The 23,342-nt window shown below is 61.9% G+C and carries 24 protein-coding genes, 1 tRNA gene and 1 pseudogene; 9 read left to right on the forward strand and 17 right to left on the reverse strand.

Annotated elements, in window-relative coordinates:
• Window positions 1–172: 172 nt before the first annotated feature.
• A tRNA-Pro gene (locus VFI82_01470) sits at window positions 173–249 on the reverse strand.
• Between the two features lie 79 nt (window positions 250–328).
• A complete protein-coding gene (locus VFI82_01475; GenBank protein ID HET7183323.1) occupies window positions 329–634 on the reverse strand; it encodes a metal-sulfur cluster assembly factor in 306 nt (101 codons plus the stop codon).
• Window positions 635–849: 215 nt separating this feature from the next.
• Between VFI82_01475 and VFI82_01480 the strand changes: the two genes are divergently transcribed.
• The gene (locus VFI82_01480; GenBank protein HET7183324.1) at window positions 850–2,082 is read left to right on the forward strand and encodes a GGDEF domain-containing protein; all 1,233 of its coding nucleotides are present in this window, start codon (window positions 850–852) and stop codon (window positions 2,080–2,082) included.
• Between the two features lie 339 nt (window positions 2,083–2,421).
• Here the strand turns inward: VFI82_01480 and VFI82_01485 are convergent, their stop codons facing one another.
• The 4 genes from VFI82_01485 to VFI82_01500 are packed head-to-tail and all read right to left on the reverse strand — an operon-like array spanning window position 2,422 to window position 5,632.
• Complete coding sequence (locus VFI82_01485) at window positions 2,422–2,925, reverse strand: DinB family protein (GenBank protein ID HET7183325.1); 504 nt, start codon at window positions 2,923–2,925, stop codon at window positions 2,422–2,424.
• 51 nt (window positions 2,926–2,976) lie between these two features.
• Complete coding sequence (locus VFI82_01490; protein ID HET7183326.1) at window positions 2,977–3,801, reverse strand: transporter; 825 nt, start codon at window positions 3,799–3,801, stop codon at window positions 2,977–2,979.
• The gene (locus tag VFI82_01495) at window positions 3,798–4,232 is read right to left on the reverse strand and encodes a universal stress protein (GenBank protein HET7183327.1); all 435 of its coding nucleotides are present in this window, start codon (window positions 4,230–4,232) and stop codon (window positions 3,798–3,800) included. Before VFI82_01495 ends, VFI82_01490 begins: the two co-directional genes overlap by 4 nt.
• 2 nt (window positions 4,233–4,234) lie before the next feature.
• Window positions 4,235–5,632 (reverse strand): Nramp family divalent metal transporter, encoded by a 1,398-nt coding sequence (locus VFI82_01500; protein HET7183328.1) that lies wholly within the window; start codon window positions 5,630–5,632, stop codon window positions 4,235–4,237.
• Between the two features lie 94 nt (window positions 5,633–5,726).
• Here VFI82_01500 and purD point away from each other — a divergent pair, with 94 nt between their 5' ends.
• Window positions 5,727–7,007: a phosphoribosylamine--glycine ligase gene (gene purD / locus VFI82_01505; GenBank protein HET7183329.1), complete on the forward strand. Its 1,281-nt coding sequence runs from the start codon at window positions 5,727–5,729 to the stop codon at window positions 7,005–7,007.
• Here purD and VFI82_01510 read toward each other — a convergent pair.
• Window positions 6,959–7,333 carry a hypothetical protein gene (locus VFI82_01510; protein ID HET7183330.1) on the reverse strand — a complete coding sequence of 125 codons (375 nt, stop codon included), beginning with the start codon at window positions 7,331–7,333 and terminating at the stop codon, window positions 6,959–6,961. The genes purD and VFI82_01510 overlap by 49 nt on opposite strands.
• Before the next feature lie 38 nt (window positions 7,334–7,371).
• Between VFI82_01510 and purE the strand changes: the two genes are divergently transcribed.
• On the forward strand, window positions 7,372–7,881 hold the full coding sequence (gene purE, locus VFI82_01515) for a 5-(carboxyamino)imidazole ribonucleotide mutase (protein HET7183331.1): 510 nt from the start codon (window positions 7,372–7,374) through the stop codon (window positions 7,879–7,881).
• Between the two features lie 17 nt (window positions 7,882–7,898).
• On the opposite strand, the gene VFI82_01520 is transcribed toward purE, so the two are convergent.
• Window positions 7,899–8,606 (reverse strand): polysaccharide deacetylase family protein, encoded by a 708-nt coding sequence (locus VFI82_01520; protein ID HET7183332.1) that lies wholly within the window; start codon window positions 8,604–8,606, stop codon window positions 7,899–7,901.
• Between the two features lie 180 nt (window positions 8,607–8,786).
• On the opposite strand from VFI82_01520, the gene VFI82_01525 reads away from it, so the two are divergent.
• Together VFI82_01525 and VFI82_01530 are read left to right on the forward strand one after the other, a co-directional pair.
• Window positions 8,787–9,449, forward strand: coding sequence for a deoxynucleoside kinase (locus VFI82_01525; GenBank protein HET7183333.1), 663 nt, complete (start codon window positions 8,787–8,789; stop codon window positions 9,447–9,449).
• Window positions 9,450–9,540: 91 nt separating this feature from the next.
• A complete protein-coding gene (locus VFI82_01530) occupies window positions 9,541–10,713 on the forward strand; it encodes an alpha/beta fold hydrolase (GenBank protein ID HET7183334.1) in 1,173 nt (390 codons plus the stop codon).
• Between the two features lie 5 nt (window positions 10,714–10,718).
• Here VFI82_01530 and VFI82_01535 read toward each other — a convergent pair whose 3' ends face one another.
• From VFI82_01535 to thiL, 4 genes are all read right to left on the reverse strand, one after another.
• Window positions 10,719–12,269: an acyl-CoA carboxylase subunit beta gene (locus VFI82_01535; GenBank protein ID HET7183335.1), complete on the reverse strand. Its 1,551-nt coding sequence runs from the start codon at window positions 12,267–12,269 to the stop codon at window positions 10,719–10,721.
• Window positions 12,270–12,346: 77 nt separating this feature from the next.
• Window positions 12,347–12,823, reverse strand: coding sequence for a hypothetical protein (locus VFI82_01540; GenBank protein HET7183336.1), 477 nt, complete (start codon window positions 12,821–12,823; stop codon window positions 12,347–12,349).
• Window positions 12,824–13,071: 248 nt separating this feature from the next.
• Entirely contained in the window at window positions 13,072–13,509 is a 438-nt protein-coding gene (locus VFI82_01545) for a DoxX family protein (protein HET7183337.1), read from the reverse strand.
• A gap of 142 nt (window positions 13,510–13,651) precedes the next feature.
• Window positions 13,652–14,587, reverse strand: a complete 936-nt coding sequence (gene thiL / locus VFI82_01550; GenBank protein ID HET7183338.1) for a thiamine-phosphate kinase — start codon at window positions 14,585–14,587, stop codon at window positions 13,652–13,654.
• A gap of 170 nt (window positions 14,588–14,757) precedes the next feature.
• Between thiL and selA the strand changes: the two genes are divergently transcribed.
• Complete coding sequence (gene selA, locus VFI82_01555) at window positions 14,758–16,143, forward strand: L-seryl-tRNA(Sec) selenium transferase (protein HET7183339.1); 1,386 nt, start codon at window positions 14,758–14,760, stop codon at window positions 16,141–16,143.
• 39 nt (window positions 16,144–16,182) lie between these two features.
• Here selA and VFI82_01560 read toward each other — a convergent pair whose 3' ends face one another.
• The 5 genes and pseudogenes from VFI82_01560 to VFI82_01580 form a co-directional block, all read right to left on the reverse strand.
• Window positions 16,183–16,923 carry a YIP1 family protein gene (locus tag VFI82_01560; GenBank protein HET7183340.1) on the reverse strand — a complete coding sequence of 247 codons (741 nt, stop codon included), beginning with the start codon at window positions 16,921–16,923 and terminating at the stop codon, window positions 16,183–16,185.
• A gap of 174 nt (window positions 16,924–17,097) precedes the next feature.
• Window positions 17,098–17,466, reverse strand: a complete 369-nt coding sequence (locus VFI82_01565) for a 2Fe-2S iron-sulfur cluster-binding protein (protein ID HET7183341.1) — start codon at window positions 17,464–17,466, stop codon at window positions 17,098–17,100.
• A gap of 93 nt (window positions 17,467–17,559) precedes the next feature.
• Window positions 17,560–18,174, reverse strand: coding sequence for a DNA protection during starvation protein (dps, locus tag VFI82_01570; protein ID HET7183342.1), 615 nt, complete (start codon window positions 18,172–18,174; stop codon window positions 17,560–17,562).
• Window positions 18,175–18,359: 185 nt separating this feature from the next.
• Window positions 18,360–18,698, reverse strand: a pseudogene (locus VFI82_01575) (redoxin domain-containing protein).
• Window positions 18,699–18,716: 18 nt separating this feature from the next.
• Window positions 18,717–18,866 (reverse strand): hypothetical protein, encoded by a 150-nt coding sequence (locus VFI82_01580; protein HET7183343.1) that lies wholly within the window; start codon window positions 18,864–18,866, stop codon window positions 18,717–18,719.
• Between the two features lie 253 nt (window positions 18,867–19,119).
• Between VFI82_01580 and VFI82_01585 the strand changes: the two genes are divergently transcribed.
• The 3 genes from VFI82_01585 to tilS all read left to right on the forward strand — a co-directional run bounded on the left by VFI82_01585 (window position 19,120) and on the right by tilS (window position 23,303).
• Window positions 19,120–20,043: a redoxin domain-containing protein gene (locus VFI82_01585; protein ID HET7183344.1), complete on the forward strand. Its 924-nt coding sequence runs from the start codon at window positions 19,120–19,122 to the stop codon at window positions 20,041–20,043.
• 509 nt (window positions 20,044–20,552) lie between these two features.
• Entirely contained in the window at window positions 20,553–21,710 is a 1,158-nt protein-coding gene (locus VFI82_01590; protein ID HET7183345.1) for an Ig-like domain-containing protein, read from the forward strand.
• A gap of 102 nt (window positions 21,711–21,812) precedes the next feature.
• Window positions 21,813–23,303 carry a tRNA lysidine(34) synthetase TilS gene (tilS, locus tag VFI82_01595; GenBank protein ID HET7183346.1) on the forward strand — a complete coding sequence of 497 codons (1,491 nt, stop codon included), beginning with the start codon at window positions 21,813–21,815 and terminating at the stop codon, window positions 23,301–23,303.
• Window positions 23,304–23,342 lie beyond the last annotated feature (39 nt).

Genomic DNA, 23,342 nt, shown 5'->3' on the forward strand with positions numbered 1-23,342 from the left:
CCTATCGCAAGCCACGGGCATCAGCTCGGCGCCCACCCAGGAAGCGAAGGCGGGCCAGCTGCAGGCGTTCATCAACCACGTGAACGCGCAGCGAGGAAAAGCTCTCACCTCGCCCCAGGCCGATTACCTGATAGCGTTGGCCCAGGCGGTCTGAGGGTACAGAGGAAAGTAGTGGTCGGTACGGGCAGATTTGAACTGCCGACCCCTCGCACCCCAAGCGAGTGCGCTACCAGGCTGCGCCACGTCCCGACGGGGAAACCAGTACGACGTACCGGTGGGGTAAACGTATTCTAACAAACGCGGATTCCCAGCGGATGAAGCCTCGCCTTCATTCCTCGATTCCCAGCTTCTGCCGGCCTTCCGGACTGATCCGGTCCGGAGTCCACGGCGGGTCCCACACCACGTTCACCTTCGCCGTATTCACCCCCGGCGTGCTGAGCAGCGTGGTGCGCACGTCGCGGCTGATCTCGGTGTGCGACGGGCAACCTTGCGCCGTCAGGGTCATGTCCACCGTTACGTCGGCTTCGTTGTCCACCTGCACGTTGTAGATCAGCCCCAGATCAACGATATTCAGCGGAATCTCCGGGTCGTAGCAGTTCCGGAGCCGCTCCATGATGTCATCCACAGTCGGCATGGCCATATTGTACCGAACCGGCGGCACACCGTGGCTCTGACGATGGCGGGTCCCGGCCTGCAATGCCCCAATCCAATTTCCCCGTGTACCCTGTCGGTCACCTGCCACATCCCGCCTCCGCCCTCATAATTGGCCTGCTACCAGGAGCCGCAGCTTTGCACTCGGCCTCCGCAAGAACATTCGTTTCTTTTTTCGTGCCCGGAGGCGCGCTGCTCATGGCCGCGCTGGCGCTGGCGCACGTCCCGGCGGCCCACGCCACCACGCCTTACGTAGTCAATTTCCTGCTCTGGGCGGCGATCATCGGCGCGCTGGCCATGGCCTGGCGCTTCCACTCCAGCCGCGTCGTGTTTGCCGTTGTCGTATTGTTCCTGGCCGACCGCGCTCTGCTCCTGCTGGTGCACGCCTCGCCGCAGGCGGCCAATGCCGGTTTTGCCCTGCTGGCGCTGCTCGTTCCCCTGAACCTGGTTTTCTTTTCCGTGATTGGCGAATGCGGCCTGAAGCTGGCGTCGGTCGGATCAGGCATGGGCATCATCTCGGTGCAGGCCATCGCCCTGGTCGTGCTCGCCCGTCCGGAGAACTTTGAATTCGCCCGCTGGGCCGAGCGCGCCTACCTGCCCCGGGGATTGTTTGCCTGGACGCCGCTGCCGCAACTGGCGTTGCTGGCCTTCGCCGGCGCCGCTGCATGGCTGGCCATGCGCATGACCCTGCTGCGCAAGCCGGTCGATAGCGCGTTTTTCTGGAGCATCTGCGCCGCCTTTGCCGGACTGACGGCCGCCACCCCCGGGCGTGCGTCCTCGCTGTACCTGGCGACCGGGGTGCTGATCTTTGCCGCCGCCCTGGTTGAGACCTCGTACCTGCTTGCCTTCCACGACGAATTGACCGGGCTGCCCGGACGCCGCGCCTTCAACCAGGCCCTGCTCACGTTGCAAGACACATATTCGATCGCCATGGTCGACGTGGACCACTTCAAGCGCTTCAACGACACCTTCGGCCACGACACCGGCGACCAGGTTCTGCGCATGGTTGCCGGGAGGTTGGGAGAGGTCAAAGGCGGAGGTCAAGCGTTTCGCTTCGGCGGCGAAGAATTCGCCATCGTTTTCCCCGGTCGCCACGCGGGTGATTGCGTTGAGCACCTGGATGAGCTGCGGGAATCGATTGCGAAGTCCAGCTTCATGGTGCGCGGGCCGGACCGCAGCCAGCGCCGGCGCGGTGAGCGGCGTTATACCAAGCCCGGCCGCCGTCCCGTGGGCAGCGCCAAGACCCGGACCAATGTGACCGTCAGCATGGGAGTGGCGGAATCGAGTACGCGGCTGCTCACGCCGGAGCGCGTGATCGAGGCGGCTGATCAGGCTCTCTATCGCGCCAAGGACAATGGCAGGAACCGCGTCGAGCGCGCCGGCGCCAAAGCTGGCCGCCGCGACCTCGCAATCACCGAATCAAGCCGCTGAACAGCCCTTACACCAACCTGATCGCTTTGCACCCATCGACATCCGAACCCATGTCATCCCGATCGTAAGGAGGGATTCAGGTTTGATTCGAGTAAATTCCTGCGACTTACGACGCCTTCACGCCGTCTAATTTGTATCCATTCCCAGCAGGAGAAGTGACCCATGGTTTTTGCATTGACGGCGGTTTGCGTCGCCGGTGTCGTGGCGGTGGCAAATCTCGTAACCAAGCTTGGCCGCCCTTCTATCTAACGTTCTTTCCAGCCAAAAGCCCCGCCGCGGCGGGGCTTTTTCGTTGCCGTGGGTTCTTCCATCGCGGGGTTCCGAACTCACACCATCCCACTACGCCTTCGCTGCCCGGTCCATCACCTGCTCCGAAGTCATCCCGTACAGCGGAGGTGTTTTCACTCCCAGCATTCCCAGGTAAATGTAGATCTCGCCGCGATGATGGATCTCGTGCTCGACCATCAGCCGCAGCACCTTCCAAGTGCTGATCGGCGAACCATCCGGGGTGATGGACTTTTTCTGCAGGTCCTCGGGCGTAAGGCGGGAAATAATTTCGATCGATCCCTGGTGCAGTCGCTCGACGTAGGCAATCACGTTCTGGTATCCGTCCGCCAGTTCGCGCCCGCATCCGCGGTAGCGGTTCGGCTTGCCCTGCAGGATCTCCACCCACAGGTGGCGCTCGATGGTGGCGATATGCCGCAACAGGTCGCCCAGCGTGAATTTCCCGGGAGCGTACGTCCACTCGATCATCGCGGGCGGAATCACCCGGGCCACGCGCATGGTCCGCTCCCGAATGTTTTTGTAGTACGGAAGAAACGACTCGATTGACGTGATCTCCATTGGTTTATCCCTGGAACAAAACTTCCTTGCCCATGCCCGTTCTCATGCCGGTTAGCGAAACAGCTTCTTGGGCAGCAGGTAAGTGAACCCGGCGAACACCTCCCATCGCGTCGACGTGTTCGTCAGTCCTCGGTTGAATCCCATGTCGAATACCAGGTTCTTCTTCGCCGTGTAGCTGAGTGCCCATAGAGTTCCGATCGCGTGGCTGCGCAGAAACGGCTGCGTGAAATGCCAGATTTCTCCTCCTAGCCCGAATTGCCGGCGGATCGGATGTGACACCGAAAGCGTCTGCCCGAACTGCGCGCGGTGAATGGCCCGATCATCGATGATTTCGCTGAACAGGTAGTTGGTGTCGTAGTGAAACCCCATCACGTCCGCGCTCGCCAGCAGGATCACCGTATTTCTTGCGCTGCCGATGTCGAGATTTGGCGCGGTTCCGCTGTAAACTCGCCCGAAATAACTCACCGCCAGCGTCGGTCGGGTGCCCTCGCCATGGTGAACGACACCTTGCATGCCCAACGAGACGTCGCCCGCTGCGTTGGCGGGCGCCAGGTTCGAATGGGCAAAAGGCGTCGCCGAGGCCAGGAATTCGATTCGCGGTGACACCGAGATCTTCACCACTTCGTTAATGCTTGCCTGCGAAGAGAATTCGGGAGAATGCCACGCCGCCAGGAACCCGCTTTCAAACTGGAAATATCCGGCCGGCACCAGCGTCGCCGGCGTCGAAACCGTAGGCCTGGCTGGATTCGCCTCAGGCTCATCTGCCTGACTTGCCGCATCCGCTTTCGCTGAGCTTGGCTGCTGTGCCGCCACTGTCATTGTCAGCGCCAGCAACAACGTCGGCACCCCCCACGGCTTCTTGTGCGGAACCCTCATTTCGCCCGTAACAGGAGAACCGGCACCTTGATGCTGTGCTGGACGCGCGTCGCGGTCACGCCTTTGAACAGGTCGGAGAGGAAGCGATGCCCGTGCGTGCTCATCGCCACCAGGTCGCATCCCCTGTTCTCCACCCACCGGATGATTTCTTTGGCCGGATCGCCGTAAGCCAGTTCCGCCTCGGTGGGTATGCCGGCGCCTCGAAAATCTTCCAAAACCGTTTGCAGGTAGGCGGTATCTTCCGCGATTTCTCGGCTGACGGCGTCCGCCCCGTAGGTTCTGGCCGCCCACCCGTCGGCGACATGAAGCAACACCACCCGGCTGCCGGCCAGCTTGGCAAGCTGCTTCACGTGCTCGATGATCGCCCGGTCGGTCGGCGTTCCATCCAGCGTGACCAGGATCGTCTCGTACATGGTGTTGGTCTTGGTCATCGTCAGCCGCCGCTGATTACCTGCCACGCCATTTTCAGCAAATCCGGCAATCCATAGAGCGCCATGCAGGTGATCAGGATCGCGCTGCCCCAGCCCGCAATCATCAGCATTCGCCCATTCCTCCACCTGCCCATGCGCTTCTTCGAACTGGTGAACTGCAGCAGCGGAAACATGGCGAACGGGAGTTGCAGGGCGAGCACCACCTGGCTGAGGATCAGCAGGTCGGTGACGCTGCCGCTGCCGCGCAGCCCGATGATGATCACCGCCGGCAGGATCGCAATCGTGCGCGTAATCAGGCGCCGTACCCACGGCTTGATGCGCCAGTGCATGAAGCCTTCCATCACCACCTGTCCTGCCAGCGTGCCGGTGATCGTGCTGCTCTGCCCGCTGGCCAGCAGCGCCACCGCGAACAGCGTGCTTGCCGCTGCTGTTCCGAGCAGTGGCGCCAGCGTCAGGTGAGCGACACGAATCCAATCGCTCTCCGGGCTGAAGGTGACAATCTGCCCGCCCGAAACCGTCACGCTTTGTTTCCCGTAGAACACAGTCGCCGCCAGCACCAGGATGGCCGCGTTGACAAAGAACGCGATGGACAACGCAATCACCGAATCAATGTTGTTGAACTGGATCGCCCGGCGGATGGAGGACTCATCCTTCTGGAACCTCCGGCTCTGCACCAGCGCGGAGTGCAGGTAAAGGTTGTGCGGCATCACGGTTGCGCCGATGATGCCGATGGCGACATACAGCATTCCCATTCCGCGCAAGCGCGGCGCCAGCAGCGCGCCGCCCATCTCCAGGAAACTGGGCCGGGTTTGCGGCAGTATGAACAATTCGATGAAGTAGCAGACCGCGATCGTCGTCACCAGCAGCACCACCACCGCCTCGATGGTGCGAATTCCAAACTGCTGCAATGCCAGCAGCAGCAGCACGTCCAGCCCGGTGATGATCACCGCCCATAACAGCGGAATGTGAAACAACAGGTTCAGGGCTACCGCACTGCCCAGCACTTCCGCCAGGTCACAAGCCGCAATCGCCAGCTCGCTTGCCAGCCAGTTCGGCCATCTCGTCCAACCCGGGTACCAATCGCGGCAGCATTGGGCAAGGTCCCTGCCCGTCACTACACCGAGCCGGGCCGCGATCACCTGCATGAAGATCGCCATCAAGCTCGCCAGCCCGACCACCCATAGCAACGCGTACTTGTACTGGGCGCCGCCTTGCAGGTCGGTTCCCCAATTGCCCGGATCCATGTAACCGACACTGACCAGGATGGCCGGTCCCACGAACGCCCGCCATTGCTCCCAAAAACCCGCTTCGTGGTGCGGCACCTCGACCGAGCTGTGCACCTCCTCCAGCGACCGGTGCCCGGCGATGGGGGTAACCTCCGAATTGGTACGGGTGTTCATGAGGCGGTGTCACTGTGAGGCTAAACCGGCGTGGAGGCCGCTCGCAACGTGAAACTTGAAAGGTGAAACGTGAAACCTGTACTCTGAGCGCCACATGAAAGTGCTGGTCATCGGCAGCGGCGGGCGCGAACACGCGCTGGTCTGGAAGCTGCGACAGTCAAATCGCGTGGAACGCGTCTATTGCGCGCCCGGAAATGGCGGTATCTGCGCCGCAGCCGAGTGCGTCGCTTCCGACCTGCATAGCCTGGATTCCATGCTCGAGGCCGCGCACCGCATCCAGCCCGATCTCACCGTGGTTGGTCCCGAGGGGCCGCTGTCGCTCGGCGTGGTCGACGAATTTCGCCGTCGCGGCCTGCGCATCTTTGGGCCCACCGCATCGGCCGCGCGCCTGGAATCCAGCAAGAGCTTTGCCAAGGAATTCATGTACCGCCACCGCATTCCCACGGCACGGTACGCAATCTGCGACTCTGCCGACGACGTGCGCAAGAACCTCGACCAGTTCACCGGGCACATCGTGGTCAAGGCAGACGGCCTGGCAGCGGGCAAGGGCGTCGTCATCGCCCGCAATCGCGAGGAAGCCGTCGCCGCTGCCACCGACATGCTGACCGGCAAGATGGTCGGCGAGGCCGGCGCGCGCGTGGTGCTGGAAGAATTCCTCGAAGGCGACGAGCTTTCCTTCCTCGTCCTCAGCGACGGCGAGCGCGTCACCCCGCTGGTCGCGGCGCAGGATCACAAGCGTGTCGGCGACGGCGACACCGGCCCCAACACCGGCGGCATGGGCGCCTATTCCACGCCGGAACTGGTGGACGACCAGATGCGCGACTGGCTGGTGAACCACATCGCGCGTCCGGTGGTTGCCGGCATGCGCGAGGAAGGCGCGGAATACCGCGGCGTCCTCTACTGCGGCTTGATCATGACCCCTCGCGGGCCGATGGTTCTGGAGTTCAACGCGCGCTTCGGCGATCCCGAAACGCAGCCGACCGTCATGCGCCTCGACAGCGACCTGCTGGGGGCCTTTATCGCCTCCATTGAGGGACGCGTCAGCGACGGCGACTTCAAGTGGTCTCATGACTCCACCGTCGCGGTCGTACTGGCGTCCGGTGGCTACCCCGGCCAGTTCGAAATCGGCAAGCGGATCTCCGGCCTCGAGGAAGCGGAGGCCATGGAAAACGTCGTCATCTTTCATTCGGGAACCAACTTTCGCGATGGCGCCTATTACACCGCGGGCGGGCGAGTGCTCAGCGTCTGCGCCCGCGACAGTAACTTGCGTCTCGCCATCGATCGCGCTTACGCCGCCTGCGCCAAGATCCGCTTCGACGGCATGCATTACCGAACCGACATCGGCGCGCGCGCCTTGAAACAGGCCGGCGGCTGATGCGCATGTGGATGGTCAACCCCCGCCTCATGTGCCGCAAGCACCTGCTCGGAGAACACGTCGAACTGCACATGTTCGTCTCCGGTTTCCGGCGCGGCCTCAACTTGCGCGGGTACCTCGAGAAGAATCTGCTTGAGCCGCACAATATAACGCGGCGGCACGAGCAGTTGGTTCGCGAGTTGCAACGGCGCGGCTATCGCCATGACTCGCCGCTGCCGAATTTTCTCCCCGTACGCGGCGGCCGCATCCACCGGCGCGCGAACCTGGCCGAACTGGCGCGCCGGTGCCAACAGTGCCGGCGCATGCAGCAAAACCCCGGCGGTCATTCGGCATCGAAGGCATCGCGAAGCAAGAGGCGCACAGCATGAGCAAGGAAAAGGAACCAGTGGTCGCCATCGTGATGGGCAGCGACTCCGACCTGGAAATCATGCGCGAAGCCGGCAAGGCGCTGGAGGAGTTCGGCATCGCCTACGAAATGGACGTCACCTCGGCGCACCGCTCACCGGCGCGCACCAGCGAGTTCGCGCGCAACGCCGCCGGACGCGGCATCAAGGTGATCATTGCAGGCGCAGGCGGGGCGGCGCATCTGGCCGGTGTCATCGCCGCCGAAACCACCTTGCCCGTGATCGGCGTGCCCATTCCTTCCACCTCCCTCGGCGGCCTGGATTCGCTGCTGGCCACGGTGCAGATGCCGGCGGGAATTCCCGTCGCGACGGTGGCGGTTGGAAAGCCGGGCGCCATCAACGCCGGCATTCTTGCCGCACAAATGCTGGCTATCAGCGATCCGGAAATTGCCAAGGGCATGAGGGCGCACAAGGAAAAGCTGGCCCGCGGCGTGGAAGAAAAATCCAGGAAGCTGAAGGCGAATGAGTAGCCGGGATCTGAATTCTCTTAAATCTTCATTCCGTTCATCATCTCCGGGACAGTGACGAACTCAAACCCCTCGCCGAGGAAGCGCTCCAGCATCAGCTCCGTCGCCCGCACCGTAGCCGAACGATCGGCGCCGAATTGCTTGTGACTGCCGTCATGCAGCAGGATGACGTCCCCTCCCAGCACCTGTTTGCTCACCAGCTTCGCAATCTTCTCCGGCGGGTACGGATTCCAATCCCAGCCGCTCACCCCCCACATCACCGGTTCCAGGCCCATGCGGCGCGCGGTGCGCAACACCGCCGGGGTGCGTCCGCCGTGCGGCGGACGAAACAGATGAGCGTGCGCAACACCGGCTTCGTCGAAGGCGCGCTCGCAGCTTTCCAGCTCCGCACGGATTTCCCGTTCGCGGCGGAAGATCAGGTTGGGATGGGTCGTAGTGTGGTTCCCGATGACGTGTCCGGCGGCGGCAACGGCGCGCGCGATCTCGGGCCGCTGCCGGACGTAGCTGCCGAGCATGAAAAAAGTGGCCAGGACCTGGCGCCGGGCGAGCACCTCGAGCAGGCGTTGCGTGTGCGGGTCGTTGGGGCCATCATCGAAGGTCAAGGCCAGCCGGCGCGACGGGGGCGGCTCGCCGATGAAGGTGCGGCCGTAAAGCTGCGAGCGCGGCGCCATGGTGTTGTAACCGGCAGCCACAACGGCAGCCCCGCCGGCAATGAGTGGCCAGATCATCCGTTTGCATTGTAAAGGTTGGGAGTAAATTGCTGAATTGCAGAACCGCTGAATTGCCGGATTTCAATTTTGCAATACCGCGGTTCGGCAATTTCGCAATTTGTTTACTGAATCCGCAATTGCTTCCCGCAACTTTGCGCGTTATGCTGCGCCCAGTTCCCAGGACGACGACCCGGCACCATGGCCAATCTTTTCGAGCTACCCCGATACATCGCAATCGAAGGTCCCATACGAGTCGGCAAGAGCACGCTGGCAGAGGTGCTCGCCGAGCGCCTGCACGCGCAACGCATCTCCGAGGCCGAGGACAATCCGTTTCTGCGCGCTTTTTATGACGGCGAGCGCGGCGCGGCCTTCCAGGCCCAGATGGCCTTTCTGGTGCGGCGCTTCGAGCAGCTCAAGGCGCTCGACGTCGGGCCGAAGTCGCGGCGCATCGTGGTCGCCGACTACATCTTCGAAAAGGACAAGCTCTTCGCCTGCCTCAACCTGACCGATCCCGAGCTGGATATCTACAACCGCTATTACGGCGAATTTCGCGAGCAGCTCCCGACTCCCGACCTGGTCATCTACCTCCAGGCAACGCCCGAGGTGCTCAAGAAGCGCCTGCGCAAGAAGGGTGCGACGGCGGAGGCATCCATCAACGACGATTACCTGGAAGAGGTCGCCAAGGCCTACGAGCACTTCTTCTTTCACTACACCGCCAGCGATCTGCTGATCGTCAACACCAGCGACATCGATTTCGTGGATCGCAACGAGGACTTGCAGGAGCTGCTGCGGAAAGTCAGCGAGCCGGTGCGTGGGACGCAGTACTTCCTGCCCCTGGGCGGCCAGGCCGCAACCGCCTAGCGCGGGATTTTCCGACTGTCCCACTACCGATACGAATCCGGAATCCCCTGCCTTGCGTGTATGATTCCGCTCGCCTCAAGGAGGCGCCCGTATGACCCGCCGGATATCGTACATTCCTGCTGTTTTTCTGCTTGCACTCTCTTGCCTCGGGCAAACGAAATCAGCCGACCGCGTCGTGGACCTGACCTCCGCCGATGGAACCAGGCTGAAGGCGACGTTCTTCTCCCCCGCCAATCCCGGTCCCGGAGTCCTGCTGCTGCACCAGTGCAATAAAGACCGCAAAATATGGGACAGCCTGGCTCGGCAACTCGCCGCATCGGGCTTGAACGTGCTGACGTTCGATTTGCGCAACTTTGGCGAGAGCGAAGGCAAGCCCCTCGACCAGCTGGCACCGGAAGAGGCGCAAGCCTCGGCGCGGAAGTGGCCTGCCGACGTCGATGCCGCGTTCCAGTACCTGGTCTCTCAACCGGACGTGAAGCGCGACATCATTGGACTCGCCGGCGCCAGTTGTGGGGTCAACAACTCGGTGCAGGCCGCGCGCCGTCATCCTGAGGTCAAGTCGCTCGTGCTCCTCGCTGGTCCCACCGATCTTGATGGCCGCAACTTCCTGCGCCACACCAGCCTGCCCATCCTCTACGGTTACGCTGACGATGATGAATTCCCGCCATCGCCGCTGAATACGCAGTGGCAGTATGCGCTCACGCCTAGTCCCAGCAAGAAGCTTGTGCGCTATCCCGACGGCGGTCATGGGGCGGAAATCTTCAAGGTGCACCCCGAGTTTGAAACCGTGATCAGGGATTGGTTCGTGACCACGCTAATCAGGACGCCCGGGCAGGCGCCGGTTTCGAAGGAGAAACCCGCGCTGCCGAAGTCGATCCAGTTTTTCACCCTGCTCGAAGAACCGGGAGGCGCCGCCAAGGTTTCCGCCATGCTGGCGGAAGCGCGAAAAAAAGACAACAAAGCAACACTGTTCCCGGAAGACGTGGTGAACATCATGGGCTATGAGCACATGCAGGCGGGCGACAACGGCGGCGCCGTCGAAATCCTCAAGCTCAATGCCGAAGCGTATCCCCACTCCGCCAACGTCTACGACAGCTTATCCGACGCGTACCTGGCCAACGGCCAGAAAGACCTGGCGCTCGCCAATGTCAAGCGCGCGCTCGAAATGCTCAAGACCGATACCACCACGCCACAACGGATCCGCGACGGTATCAAGGCCAGCTGCGAACAGAAGCTGAAACAATTAGGAGCCAAGCCGGAATAGCCGCCCTATAGCGGTATATTCCCGTGCTTCTTGGGCGGGTTCTTGTCGCGCTTGGTCTGCAGCATCTCCAGCGCCTGGATCAGCTTTTTGCGCGTCTCCCGCGGCTGGATGACGGCGTCAATGTAGCCGCGCTCGGCCGCAACATACGGGTTGGAATATTTTTCGCGGAACTCGTTGATCTTGGCCTGCCGCGTGGCGTCACGGTCTTGCGCCTTGTCGAGTTCCCGCTTGTAAACAATGTCGACTGCCCCTTCCGGCCCCATGACCGCGATCTCGGCGGTCGGCCAGGCGTAGTTCACATCCGCCCGGATGTGTTTCGATGCCATGACGCAGTACGCGCCGCCGTAAGCCTTGCGCGTAATCACCGTGATCTTCGGCACGGTTGCCTCGGCAAAAGCATAGAGCAGTTTGGCGCCGTGCACGATGATGCCGCCGTGCTCCTGGTTCACGCCCGGCAGAAACCCGGGAACGTCTTCAAAGGTGATCAGCGGGATATTGAAGCAATCGCAGAAGCGCACGAAGCGCGCCCCCTTGATGGAACTGGCGATATCCAGCACGCCGGCAAGAAATGCCGGTTGATTTGCCACCACGCCCACCGGGCGTCCGTTCAGGCGCGCGAAGCCGATGACGATGTTTTTCGCATAGTGCTCCTGCACCTCGAAGAAGTAGCCGTCATCGATCACGGCGTTGATCGCGTCCTTGATGTCATAAGGCTGGTTGGATTCGGCGGGGACAAGCTTGTCGAGACCGGCGTCGGCGCGGTCCATCGAGTCGGTGCAGTCGCGGCGCGGCGGGTCTTCCAAATTATTGGACGGGACGAAGCTGAGCAGTTCCCGGACCATGCTCAGGCACTCGGCATCGTCGTGCGCCATGAAGTGCGCCACCCCGGAGGTGGCGTTGTGGGTCATGGCGCCGCCCAGTTCTTCCTTGCTGACCTCTTCATGGGTGACGGTCTTGATGACGTCAGGCCCGGTGATGAACATGTAGGAAGTCTTGTCCACCATCAGGGTGAAGTCAGTGATGGCGGGCGAGTACACGGCGCCGCCTGCGCAGGGTCCCATGATGGCCGAGATCTGCGGGATGACCCCGCTGGCCAGCGTATTGCGCAGAAAGATGTCGGCATAACCGGCCAGCGACATCACCCCTTCCTGGATGCGCGCGCCGCCGGAGTCATTGAGCCCGATCACGGGAGCGCCCACCCTCATGGCCTGGTCCATGATCTTGACGATCTTGTTGGCATTGGCGAGGGAAAGCGATCCGCCGAACACGGTGAAGTCTTGCGCGAAGACGAAGACAAGGCGTCCCTCGATGCGGCCGAACCCGGTAACGAATCCGTCGCCGTAATACTTCTGCTCCTGCATGCCGAAATCGTGGCACTGATGGGTGACGAGCTTGTCCGTCTCTTCGAAGGTGCCCTCATCGAGGAGGAAGGCAATGCGCTCGCGCGCATTCATCTTGCCTTCCTTGTGCATCTTGGCGCGGCGCTGCTCGCCGCCGCCTTGCTCGGCGAGGTGATCGCGTTTCTTCAGCTCTTCCAGTTTTTGTTCCAGGTTCATGGCCTGCGAATTATAGACGCAGGCCGTGGCGCCAAGCAGAGAAATGCGGGTTTTGCGATGGTCGCTTCCCGGCGCCCTCAGTCCTGGCCGCTGGAGGTGGGTTCCCAACGGTACTTCTTGCCGTCCCAGTAGACGTCGGCGCCCAGGCCGCCATACTCAACTGCGTGGATGGTATTCACGGTCGTCTTTTTTCTCTTGATGGGCATGCGCCCGGCGCTGAGACTGTCGAAGGGGAGATTGACGATTACAAACTTGTCCTTAGGCGTCCGCCAGCTGTGCACCACCAGCACGTAGCGGGTTGTGCCGGCGTTGGTAGCGGAGAACTGCAAGGTGTCCTTCGCATTGCTCCAACCGAAGTACCCGTCGTAAGGATCAATGGCGCGGTAGTGATAGTCCATCTCGCCGCTGAGCGGATTTTTCGCTGTTGCCACCAGCACCAGGTCCTCCTGGCCATCGCCATCCAGGTCTGCGGTGATGGGCGCAAATTTCGGATCCAGCTTGAATTGCTCGCCAAATTCGCGGGTACAGATTTGTTGCGCTTCGGAGGCAGCCATGGATTGGACTGCGGGCGTTTGTTGCGCGCTTGCAAACCAATGCAGGGCGCCGGCGGCGCAGAGGACAAGAACCGGGACGGAGATTCTCCGCATTCCCGTACTCTATCCCCGCCGTCGGTCTGGGCAAAGTGGCAAAGAGGATGTCAGTTACGCAGCAACGGAATACATTCCGTCGTGATCAGCGGAATAAATTCCGCCGCTCCACCTGAGCCAGGGGCCTGTTGCTTGCTGGCAGGCGAATCTGCGCGTCAGGCTGCCTTTTTGCGAAGCAAGCCGCGCGCCCGCGAACGCTCCCGTGGTTTCTCGCGTTCGGACTTTACTTCCTTGATCTTCTCTTCGGCGCCTGCGATCGCCAGCGCCGCTCCCAGCAGGGCCATGTTCTTCATGAAATTGATTTCGTCGTTCATCTTCTGGGCGGGATCCTCGATTGCCCAGAAGTTGTGCATCACGGGAGAGACGCCGCCGAGAAATCCCGCGATCAGCAGGGCGCCGAACTTCGGCTTTAACCCAATGGCCAGCATGGTGCCCCCGAGCAGCATCATCGCGCCCGACACCTGCACCGCCACCTCAGGTTGCGGAACACCCTTCGCGGCGGCGTAGCCAGCCAGGTCCTTCGTCTTCTTGAAGTGGCTAATGCCGCTCATAATGAAGAATCCGCCCAGCATAAGACGTCCGACTGTGCGCATGGGTGCTCTCCTTTCGATCGCGCTCCCGAGTTGGATGCGGGGATAACGTCAGCCAGTGGTCAGGGGCAACGAGTTCGGTGCCCCACTCAAGCTTCGTCTGGCTTGAGTGGAAATCGGCTCGGACTCAACAAAACGGCAGGCTTCAGCGGAAGTGTTCCCAGCCGCGGGCGGGCAGGGGGCGGCGGCGGCCTTGGCGGTCGGCGAGGAAGGCCCGATTCCCGCGAATAATCTCACCGATACGCGTGACGCGAATGCCGGCAATCTGGTCGGCGATGCGGGTGCGCGGCGCGGCGGTGAAAAGCAACTCGTAGTCTTCGCCACCGTGGAGCGCGAGTTCCAGCGAGGCGCCTTTCGCAACCGGCACGCTCTCGGCATAGAGCACGGCGCCGACGCCGCTTTCTTCGCAGATATGGGAAAGGTCGGTGGAAAGGCCGTCGCTCAGATCGATCGCGGCGGTTGCGAACCGGCGCAGAGCGCGGCCAACAGCAATCCTGGGCTCGGGATAAAAATAGGCGCGGTTCTGCGCCACGCGAAGTTTCCTGCCGCGCCGCAGTTGCTGGATCACAGCTGCGGATCTCCCCAAAACGCCGGTGACGTAGATGGCGTCACCGGGTCTTGCCCCCGATCGCAACAGCGCTTGTCCTCGCGGCGCCGAGCCGATGACAATGATATCGGCGAGCACGCCGCCGCCTGGCGATTGCGCGATGTCTCCGCCTGCCAGCGGCAGCTTGAACTTGGCGGCGAGTTTCAGCAGGCCGCGCAGGAATCCGTCGGCCCAGCGCTGCGGGAGGTCAACTGGTAAGGCAAACGACAGAAAGACGGCAAGGGGATCGCCACCCATGGCTGCTATGTCGCTCAGGCCGCGCGTCAGGCAGCGATGGCCGGCGGAGTCAGCCGGATGCCAGTCGCGTCGGAAATGAACGTTCTCCAGGCTGAAGTCGGTGGTGACCAGGATTTCATGGCCGCGGGGCGGGCGCAGGACGGCGCAATCGTCACCGATACCGCGCACCAGCGCATGGGAACGCGTTCTGGCCGCACGGGCGATGCGTGAGATAAGTTTTCGTTCGGGCAGAACCAAGCGCCGTTACTATACGAAATATTCGCCAGGCTGGCACAGAGATCACCGTGAAACTTCAAAAAGCGCGTTACTGGCTGGTCGATGTTTCCCGGTGCCTCGTAGTCCCGGTGGTGCAATAATCTCGACGGGCCATGGCTAAGAACTCGAAAGTCGAAAGTCGGAACCCTCAATTGTTCCGCAAGCTGCCCTCCCTGGACGAGCTGCTGCGGACGCCGGAAATGACGCGCATGGTGGAGCGGGAAGGCCGCGCGGCCACGCTCGACGCGGCGCGGACCGTGCTCGAGCGGCTGCGCGCGGAAATCAGCTCCGGAAGCATGAACGAGCCAGGAATCGAGGTGGCGATCGGCGGGCTTCCGGACGCGGTGCAACGCGAGCTGCGTCGAACCCTGGAACCGTCCCTGCGGCCGGTGATCAATGCCACCGGGGTCGTGTTGCACACGAACCTGGGTCGGGCGCCGCTGGGCCGGGCTGCGCTGGAGCACGCGCGCCAGGTTGCGGAGTTATATTCCAACCTCGAATTCGAAGTCGATTCCGGCGAGCGCGGCAAGCGCGACGTCCACGTGGACCGGCTGTTCGCGCGTTTGTTCAGCGAGTATTCCGACGATGTCGCCACCGTGGTGGTGAACAACAACGCGGCCGCGGTGCTGCTGGCGCTGAATACGCTGGCCGAAGGCGGGGAGGTGGTGGTGTCGCGCGGAGAGCTGGTGGAGATCGGAGGCTCCTTCCGCATTCCTGACGTGATGACGAAGTCGGGCGCGGCGCTGCGCGAGGTTGGCACCACCAACCGCACCCGGCTGGCCGATTACGAGCGCGCCATCACCGAGCGCACGCGGCTGATCCTGCGCGTGCACCGGTCGAACTTTCAGATTGTCGGCTTCACCGAACAGCCGCCGCTCGAAGAACTGGTGTTGCTGGCACACCAGCGCGGTTTACCCATCGTCGAAGACCTGGGCAGCGGCGCCCTTCTGGATTTGAGGACCATCGGCATCGGCAGCGAGCCGGTAGTCGGTGACAGCCTGCGCGCGGGCGTGGACGTGGTCACCTACAGCGGCGACAAGCTGCTGGGAGGACCGCAAGCAGGTATGCTCAGCGGGCGGCGCGAGATGATCACTCGCATTCGCTCCAACCCTGTGTTCCGCGCGCTTCGCGTGGACAAGCTCATCTATGCCGCGCTCGAGGCAACGCTGCTTTCCTACGTGCGCCAGGACCACGACGCCATACCCGCGCTGCGCATGATGCGCCTGCCGGCGGAGGAGATTGGCCGGCGCGCCGAGACGATAGCGAAGAATCTGCACCTTCCCATTCGCGGAGAGGTGATCGCCGGCGAGTCGGTGATCGGCGGCGGTGCGGCGCCGGGCGCCACGCTGTCGACGAAGTTGCTGGCGCTAACCCGCGAAGGCTGGAGCGCGGACGAATTCGCCGCGCGGCTGAGAGCGAATGACCCGGCGATCATTGCGCGAGTTGAGGAAGGACGGGTGTTGCTGGATTTCCGGACAATTTTTCCCGAGCAGGACCAGGAGATCGCCCGCGCCCTGCAGGGGATCGGCGCCAGCTAGTTATCCTCCCGGAATCTCGGCTTCCCGGTTACAACTGCTTTACATTGCGGCGATGGCGGACCCAACAATCTTGTAAATCAGGAAGACAGCGAGCACGGTGACGATGGCGGTGGAGCGCTTCACTTTGCTGACAGAAGAATAGCCAATCCCCAGCAGCACAACCACCCACAGGGAGAACACGTCCACGGCTGAAAGAATGCCGTAGAGAAACTTGTGTTCCAGCGGGTTCATGAAATACGCGGGATTGGTCGCGACCGGATTCCTGACATTGAAGCCTTCCGGATCGACTCCCACAGTCAGCGAAACAATTGCCAACACGGTGCTGAGAAGGAAGGGTAGATAGCTGTACATCGTAACCGCCAGCGATTGCTTGTACCCAATCTCCGCGCCCATGCCGAAGTTAAAAATCACCAGGAATACACCAGCTATGATCAGAGCTCCCACGAGTTGGAGCAGCGGCGTGCCGTAGGAAAAATAAGAAGTGACCTTGGCGCCTATTTCCATGCGGCGGGCACGGTCCTCAGGCGAGAGTTTCTCCAGTTGCTCCATCTGCGCCGGCTTCTTGGCAAGTTCATTGCGCACGATCTGCTCAAAGCCGATCTTCTGGGCCATGACAAACACGAACGCGAGGGCGGCAAGCGACGACAGCACCCAGGGCACCCACCAGCTCTGGTTGCGCCGGATGTCGGCAAAGGTACTGCTGGGCGCGACGAAGGTGTTAATGACGCGCGCGGCTTCGGACAACGGCGGTGGGCTCACAGGGGCGGACGCAGCGCTCATGGGAAAAGTCTCCGGAGTGATTGGCGCTAGTGTGACGCGGGATTGTAGCAAACTTGCTGATTTTCCGATTGGGTGTCTTGCTGATCCGGCGATTTGCCGCGGGCGTTTTGGCAACTCGCAAAACCCTTCTCTCTGCGACCTCTGTGGCTCTTCCCAGATTCGGCCCATCAGCATTCACGAATACGGCGCCGGTTGCTTCAGGGAGATGCGGTGTTGGCGCATGGCGTCGGCCTGGTCGGTCAGGATGCGCAGGTCGGAGCGGGGCTTGCCGGTGCAGAGCAGCACGAAGCCGGCCTGGCGGTCGGTCGGAAAGTAGGCATTGGAATCGGATTGATCGACTTCGCCGGGGCCGTCAAGACGCCCGGCGCAGGTAAGGCAGCGTCCCTGGTGGCAGATGGCGGGAAGCTTGATGCCGGCGGCGGCGGCGGCGTCCCAGATGTGCTCGTCCTCCCGCACCCAGAGTGACAATTCGCCGTTGGGAGTGACCAGCGTAACCCGATAGAAATGCGTGCTTTCGACCACGTGCAAGATTGTAATTGTCAAACTGAGGAATTGCGGAATGGCAGAATCGAAAAACAAAGCCGAATTGCCGTGAAAGATTCGGCAATTCGGCCATTCAACAATTCTGCAATCTGGTTAGCTTCCAATGTAGAACGACGCATTCTTGCTGTAGGGCGCGTGTCCGGGTTCACCGCGGCGGAAGTGTCCGCTGGGCACCGACTTCTTGTCGCGTTCGAAAGCCAGCAACTCGATGAACCAGGCCTCGTGCTCGATTTCCTCGTTCAGGATGCGCGCGGCCATGTCGTAGGTGCGCGGGTCCTTGCCGAAGGTCATGTCGCAGACCTCGATCCAGCTGCGGATGGCGCAGCGCTCCGATTCCAGCAGCAACTGCAGGATATTGGCCGCAGTGGGCGGATTGGGCAGCTTGGCCGCGGCGCAACCGGCCTGGTTGTGAAAGGCGGGCAGGTCGTTGGGCAGTTCGCCGCCCAGTTCATAAATGCGAGGAACGATCAGCTCCCAATGGGCGCGGTCTTCCAGGCGGGCGTCCTCGCAGATTTCCTTGTAATCTTCGTGTCCCGCCAGGTGCATGCGGAGAATTGTGTAGTAATAGTAGGTGCTGGCAAATTCGGCGGCGGCATTGGCGATCAGCATTTTGATCAGCTTCTCGACGTCCACGCCACGTTTGCGGATCACTTCCACTCCCACGCGCTGGGTAACGTCCCCCGGCTTCACAGTATCGGTTGGTGCCATTCCATTCCTCCTGCTTTCATCGGCAAAGGGCCGAGCACGCTCGTGCTGCGGCGGCTGGTTGGTTGAACAACGAATGCGGGCTGCCCCGGCGCTGCCGGAGCCGGATAAATACCGTGGTTGCGGAAACCGGAGCTTCCGGTTTCCGGAAGCAGTTGATTACAGATGAAAGGCCGGGCCGCTGCGATTTAAGAAATTGCCCTCGTTTTTGTCATCTCGCGCAGGACTTCGAACACGTCTTCGTTTTCCGGCACCTCGCCCAGCTCGTACAACTTGGAAAAACGGATGACTCCCTCTTTATCAATCAGGAACACGGCGCGCTCGCTGATGCCCGGGATCGGACTACCCTCGCGCAGCACCCCATACCGTTGAGCGACCTCCCCGTGGGGCCAGAAGTCGCTCCCCAGCGGGTAGCTGAGCTTGCCCACTTCATACTTCTGCCAAGCGATATGACTGAAAACCGAATCAATGCTCATGCCCACGACCTGGGCATCAAAGCCGGCGAACTTATCGCGATCTGCCTCGTACGCCGACGTTTGCGCCGCTCAAGCCGGGGTGAAGTTCAACGGGTGAAAGGCGAGCACGATGTTCTTCTTTCCCCGGAACTCACCGAGTTTGAGGCGGTGCTTCTCTTCGCCGGTGCACGCCGGGACATCGAAATCGGGCGCGCGGGCCCCCACTTCAAGAGCTGCCATGAGCTCTCCTCTCTGGGATAATTCCTGAGTGAACCGCAAACCTACGAATTTTAATTGCCTGCCGGAGGGCGGGCAAGTGCGGGAAAATTAAACAATCGTGAATTCGGTCAACTGGGGAATTCAGGTCAGCCTGGGCGGTACCCAACTTCACTAAACTGCTCCACAGAAAACATCCTGGCCTTGGGTAACGCGGGGAAGAAATCCCGGCATCTAGAGAGGTGTCCGGTCCCCGCCCAGCTAAGGAGGCTTCCCCATGTTTGGACTCAAACGCTACAACTACAACACCTTCACCAGAGACCTCCTGATCAAAGCCGCCGTGAAAACGAAGTTCGGCAGCGGCCCGGAGCCTGGCGACCGCGCTCCCGGCTTCGAAGGCCGAACTCTCGATGGGGGGAAGTTCCGCCTCAGCGACTTTGAAGGCGAGAAGAACGTGGTGCTGACCTTCGGCTCCGCCACTTGCCCCTTTACCGCCGCTTCCATCGGCGGCTTGAACGATCTCTACGACGACTACGCGGACCGCGACGTGGAGTTCTTGTTCGTGTACGTGCGCGAAGCGCATCCCGGCGAGAAGCTGGGACGTCACCAAACCGGCGACGACAAACGCGCCGCCGCCGAGCAGTTCGCCACGCAAGAAAAGGTTGATATTCCAATCCTCGTGGACGAACTCAACGGCAAGATTCACCGCAAATATGGCTCGCTGCCGAATCCGACTTACATCATCGACAAGTCCGGCCGGGTGGCATTCCGCTCCCTGTGGACGCGCGCCAGCGTCCTGGAGGACGCACTCGACGAGCTGCTCAAACGACAGGAGGAACGCGACAGCGATCACGCCATCGTGCGCGGCGGAGAGGACACCTCCATGCCCATCGCGTACGCTCTCTTCCACGCGCATCGCGCCCTGGACCGCGGCGGCGACAAGGCAATCGAGGACTTCCGGCGCGAGCTGGGCATGCCGGGACGCCTGGCGCACACGGCAAGCCGGGTGGCACAGCCGATCGCGCTGTACCCCGGACGCGCTTTTGCGGCAGCGCTGATTGCCGGGGGCGTCATCGTCGGCGGGCTGCTCCTGGGACGCAAGTTGCGCTGGCAGCGCTACGGATCGCTGCGTAGTCCCTATCGCTACCAGGGAGTCCAGCCGCGAGAGACGACCGAAGGAGATTACGCGGTCGGCATTTGAACGCCCCAACACCAACAACCAGGCCCCGGCGCCACGCCGGGGCTGCCTCCAACCCGCCCGAAATCAAGTTTCGCATTCCACGGTCTTCTAAATCGAGTCACAAGCTTTTCAAAATGAGTTACATGCAGCCCGAGGTGCACTTAAACTTAAGAGCAATGTCATCCTGAGCGAGGGCGCACGCCCGAGTCGAAGGACCCCTTACAGCGCCTCCCACCACGCAACAATTGACAGGCATTCCTATCCGCTTTTTGACTCCTGGTGCGCCCGCGGCGTCAGCCGTGGGTCAGCGTCCAAACAAATTACCCGAGCCCCTTCAAGGCCGACAAGCCGTTCCGCGACGGCGTCAGCCCGAGTCGAAGGGACCCTGGATTCGGGGAACTCCTCTAGTCCGAGTAGTTTCCCGAGGTCGCCTAGGGTAGAGGACGCAGACGCCATAAGGCGGTACTCCGATTGGCGCGGCCGTTATCTCCCTTTAGCTTGCCATGTTCCAGACGTTTTCCAGGAGGAGCATGGCAAAAAACTCTTTATCCATTGCACTCATTGCCTTTGCCATTTTCACCGGCTGCGGAGGTGGAGGATCGCGGTCATCCAACAGCGCCTCCATGGCGTCGACCGCGACAGCCAAGGCGACCACCACGCAAGTCACACTGCAGTCGCCGCAGGTCGGCAGTGCAACCACACCAATTTCCGTGCAGGCAACCGCGTCCAGCCCCAACGGAATTTCGGGCTGGATCGTCTATGTGGACGACAATCCTGCCTTTCAAGGAAATTCCAATTCGACCTCGCTGTCGGTTTCAGTGCCGGTGAGCAATGGAAGCCACAGCATGTATGTACGCGCATGGGACCAGGGCAACGGCGGCTTCGGCACCTCGGCCACCATGAACATCACCGTGACCGGAGGCCAGGCAATGGTTTCCCAGGCTGCCAGCGCATCCAGCGGGGTAACCGCCTCGGGTTCATCGCCGGCTCCATCCCCTGCTCCCCCCGCGCCTCCGGCGGGACCCCTGCCCAACGTGCCGGGGAACGCCAGTGTGTGGGGCTCGATTCAAAACCGGAGTGGATGGCAAAGCTGCAGCGATTGTGCGGGAGGGGCTTCCACCACCAGCAATTTCTGGTCGGCCGCGAACCAGGGTTCGCCCTCGATGAGCGGGAGCAGCCGCGAGTTTTTTATCGGCGGTAGCGCATGGTCGAATGCGCTCTGGTACGAGAAGGTTCAACCGGGACAGAGCTGGGCTTCGCACTTCCTGTGGGATTTCTGGGTGCGATTCGACGGCACCTCTGCCGCTCACGCCCACACCGCAGAATACGACATGTGGCAGTCCATCGGCGGGCGCGAGTTCATGATGGGAAGCCAATGCAATTTCGAATCCGGCGTTTGGGACGTTTGGGACAGCAAGAATTTTCGCTGGGTGGGGACCGGGGCGGGTTGCCCGCGCTTCACGCCCGATACCTGGCACCACATCCAGTGGTACGTGGAGCGCTGGGACTCGCAATATCACTATGGCGTGCTGGTGGTGGATGGCAATGTCCATACCTTCGACCTCACCTTTGACACCAACTGGGCAGGCTGGGATGACAGCGTCGGCGTACAGTTCCAGCTTGACCAGGACGTCTCCGGCACACCCCTGCACGAGTGGGTGGACAACGTCCAGCTGTCAATCTGGTAGGCGAAGACAGTTGCCGGTTCTCCCCTGGTTGCCGCTGACAGACGACCGATAACTGGCAACCGGCCACCAAGGCTGCAGTACCATGGCAGCGTGCTGCAGCGCATGCTCAACTACGTCCGCAGGCACGGACTGATGCAGCCTGGAGACCGGGTCGGGGTGGCGGTGTCGGGCGGGGCTGATTCGGTAGGGCTGCTGCGGCTGCTGCTGGAAGCGCGGGCGGAACTCGGCATCGTCCTCTCGGTCGTGCACTTCCATCACAAGATTCGAGGTGCGGAAGCCGACGCCGACGAGCAGTTCGTGCGCGAATTGGCAAGAGCCTTCGACCTCGAGTTGCATTCCGATTCCGGCGACACCCCTGCTTTCGCGCGCGACCACAAGATGTCGTTGGAGGCGGCGGCGCGCAAGTTGCGCTACGGTTTTTTCGATCGCCTCACCGGCGGCAGCACCGTGCATCGTGTCGCCACCGCCCACACCCTCGATGATCAGGCCGAGACGGTGCTCATGCGCTTCTTGCGCGGCTCGGGAACCAAGGGTCTGGCGGGCATTTATCCCGGTGCAGGTGGCTGGATTAGCGCGTCGGTCACGTCAAGCGTCCGCAAGACCGGCGATCCGCCAACCGCGGTTTCGTCGGTGCCGGCTCCGCCGCCTGCCCCACGCATCGTTCGGCCGTTGTTAGAGGTTGGACGCGAGGAACTTCGCCTCTACTTGCAGCAGCTTGGACAAACCTGGCGCGAGGACGCCAGCAACGCGGATACCGGCTTCACCCGGAACCGGGTGAGACACGAAATTCTTCCGCTGCTTCGGCAGCTTAATCCGAATCTGGAGCAGGTCCTGAGCGAAACAGCTGAGATCGCGCGAGAAGAAGAAAACTGGTGGCATGAGCAGACCAGCGCGCAACCAGACTTGTGGGCGCCGCGCAGCGCACAACCCGGACTTTCCGTTCCCTCGAAAATGTGGGTGGATGTGCTCCTCTCCAAGCCGGTCGCACTGCAGCGCCGTTTGATTCGCATGATGGCGGAAGGGCCGGACGTTCACTTGGAATTTCGCCATGTGGAAGCGGTGCGGAGATTGGCGGCAGAGGAGGCCAGGCGCGCCGAACGGGTTGTCGAGCTTCCCAATGGATACGAAGCGGTTCGCCGGGAGCGGGAACTTTGGTTCCGCCATCGGCGTCCAATCACGGAAGGCCCTTGTTACACGCTGGCGCTGGATGTCCCCGGGGAGTGTGAAGTCGCAGGACGCAAAATCCGCGCTTCCTTGACGCGTGACCTGGGGTGCGGCGGGCGCGAGAAAGGTCCTTACGTAAGGGCCGTCGTGCTCGATTCGGCCTTGAGGGGCCTTTCTGTGCGCAACTGGCGCGCCGGAGACTGCTACTGGCCGGCGCATACAAAAGAGGCGAAGAAGCTGAAGGAATTGCTGCAGTCGCCGCACATCCCACGAGAGCAGAAGCCGTACTGGCCGGTGGTGACCTATGGCGAAGTTATCGTTTGGGTTCCCGGCTTTGCCGCTCCGGAACGGTTCCAGGCACGGGAATCGGCTCCACAGGCGCTGTTGCTGGAAGAAGTTCTGCTGCCGGTGGAACCGAATCGCTCCTGAAGTTACGAAAGTGAACCGCAATTTAGTTTTACCGCAACC

Source organism: Terriglobales bacterium (genome assembly GCA_035691485.1).
Taxonomy (GTDB): domain Bacteria; phylum Acidobacteriota; class Terriglobia; order Terriglobales; family Acidobacteriaceae; genus JAIQGF01.

What these genes read in the sequence shown, in the direction of transcription:
- VFI82_01475 (HET7183323.1), bottom strand. Translation starts at nt 634, where the DNA reads ATGCCGACTGTGGATGACATCATGGAGCGGCTCCGGAACTGCTACGAC.
- VFI82_01480 (HET7183324.1), top strand. Translation starts at nt 850, where the DNA reads ATGGCCGCGCTGGCGCTGGCGCACGTCCCGGCGGCCCACGCCACCACG.
- VFI82_01485 (HET7183325.1), bottom strand. Translation starts at nt 2,925, where the DNA reads ATGGAGATCACGTCAATCGAGTCGTTTCTTCCGTACTACAAAAACATT.
- VFI82_01490 (HET7183326.1), bottom strand. Translation starts at nt 3,801, where the DNA reads ATGAGGGTTCCGCACAAGAAGCCGTGGGGGGTGCCGACGTTGTTGCTG.
- VFI82_01495 (HET7183327.1), bottom strand. Translation starts at nt 4,232, where the DNA reads ATGACCAAGACCAACACCATGTACGAGACGATCCTGGTCACGCTGGAT.
- VFI82_01500 (HET7183328.1), bottom strand. Translation starts at nt 5,632, where the DNA reads ATGAACACCCGTACCAATTCGGAGGTTACCCCCATCGCCGGGCACCGG.
- purD (HET7183329.1), top strand. Translation starts at nt 5,727, where the DNA reads ATGAAAGTGCTGGTCATCGGCAGCGGCGGGCGCGAACACGCGCTGGTC.
- VFI82_01510 (HET7183330.1), bottom strand. Translation starts at nt 7,333, where the DNA reads ATGACCGCCGGGGTTTTGCTGCATGCGCCGGCACTGTTGGCACCGGCG.
- purE (HET7183331.1), top strand. Translation starts at nt 7,372, where the DNA reads ATGAGCAAGGAAAAGGAACCAGTGGTCGCCATCGTGATGGGCAGCGAC.
- VFI82_01520 (HET7183332.1), bottom strand. Translation starts at nt 8,606, where the DNA reads ATGATCTGGCCACTCATTGCCGGCGGGGCTGCCGTTGTGGCTGCCGGT.
- VFI82_01525 (HET7183333.1), top strand. Translation starts at nt 8,787, where the DNA reads ATGGCCAATCTTTTCGAGCTACCCCGATACATCGCAATCGAAGGTCCC.
- VFI82_01530 (HET7183334.1), top strand. Translation starts at nt 9,541, where the DNA reads ATGACCCGCCGGATATCGTACATTCCTGCTGTTTTTCTGCTTGCACTC.
- VFI82_01535 (HET7183335.1), bottom strand. Translation starts at nt 12,269, where the DNA reads ATGAACCTGGAACAAAAACTGGAAGAGCTGAAGAAACGCGATCACCTC.
- VFI82_01540 (HET7183336.1), bottom strand. Translation starts at nt 12,823, where the DNA reads ATGGCTGCCTCCGAAGCGCAACAAATCTGTACCCGCGAATTTGGCGAG.
- VFI82_01545 (HET7183337.1), bottom strand. Translation starts at nt 13,509, where the DNA reads ATGCGCACAGTCGGACGTCTTATGCTGGGCGGATTCTTCATTATGAGC.
- VFI82_01560 (HET7183340.1), bottom strand. Translation starts at nt 16,923, where the DNA reads ATGAGCGCTGCGTCCGCCCCTGTGAGCCCACCGCCGTTGTCCGAAGCC.
- dps (HET7183342.1), bottom strand. Translation starts at nt 18,174, where the DNA reads ATGGCACCAACCGATACTGTGAAGCCGGGGGACGTTACCCAGCGCGTG.
- VFI82_01580 (HET7183343.1), bottom strand. Translation starts at nt 18,866, where the DNA reads ATGGCAGCTCTTGAAGTGGGGGCCCGCGCGCCCGATTTCGATGTCCCG.
- VFI82_01585 (HET7183344.1), top strand. Translation starts at nt 19,120, where the DNA reads ATGTTTGGACTCAAACGCTACAACTACAACACCTTCACCAGAGACCTC.
- VFI82_01590 (HET7183345.1), top strand. Translation starts at nt 20,553, where the DNA reads ATGGCAAAAAACTCTTTATCCATTGCACTCATTGCCTTTGCCATTTTC.
- tilS (HET7183346.1), top strand. Translation starts at nt 21,813, where the DNA reads ATGCTCAACTACGTCCGCAGGCACGGACTGATGCAGCCTGGAGACCGG.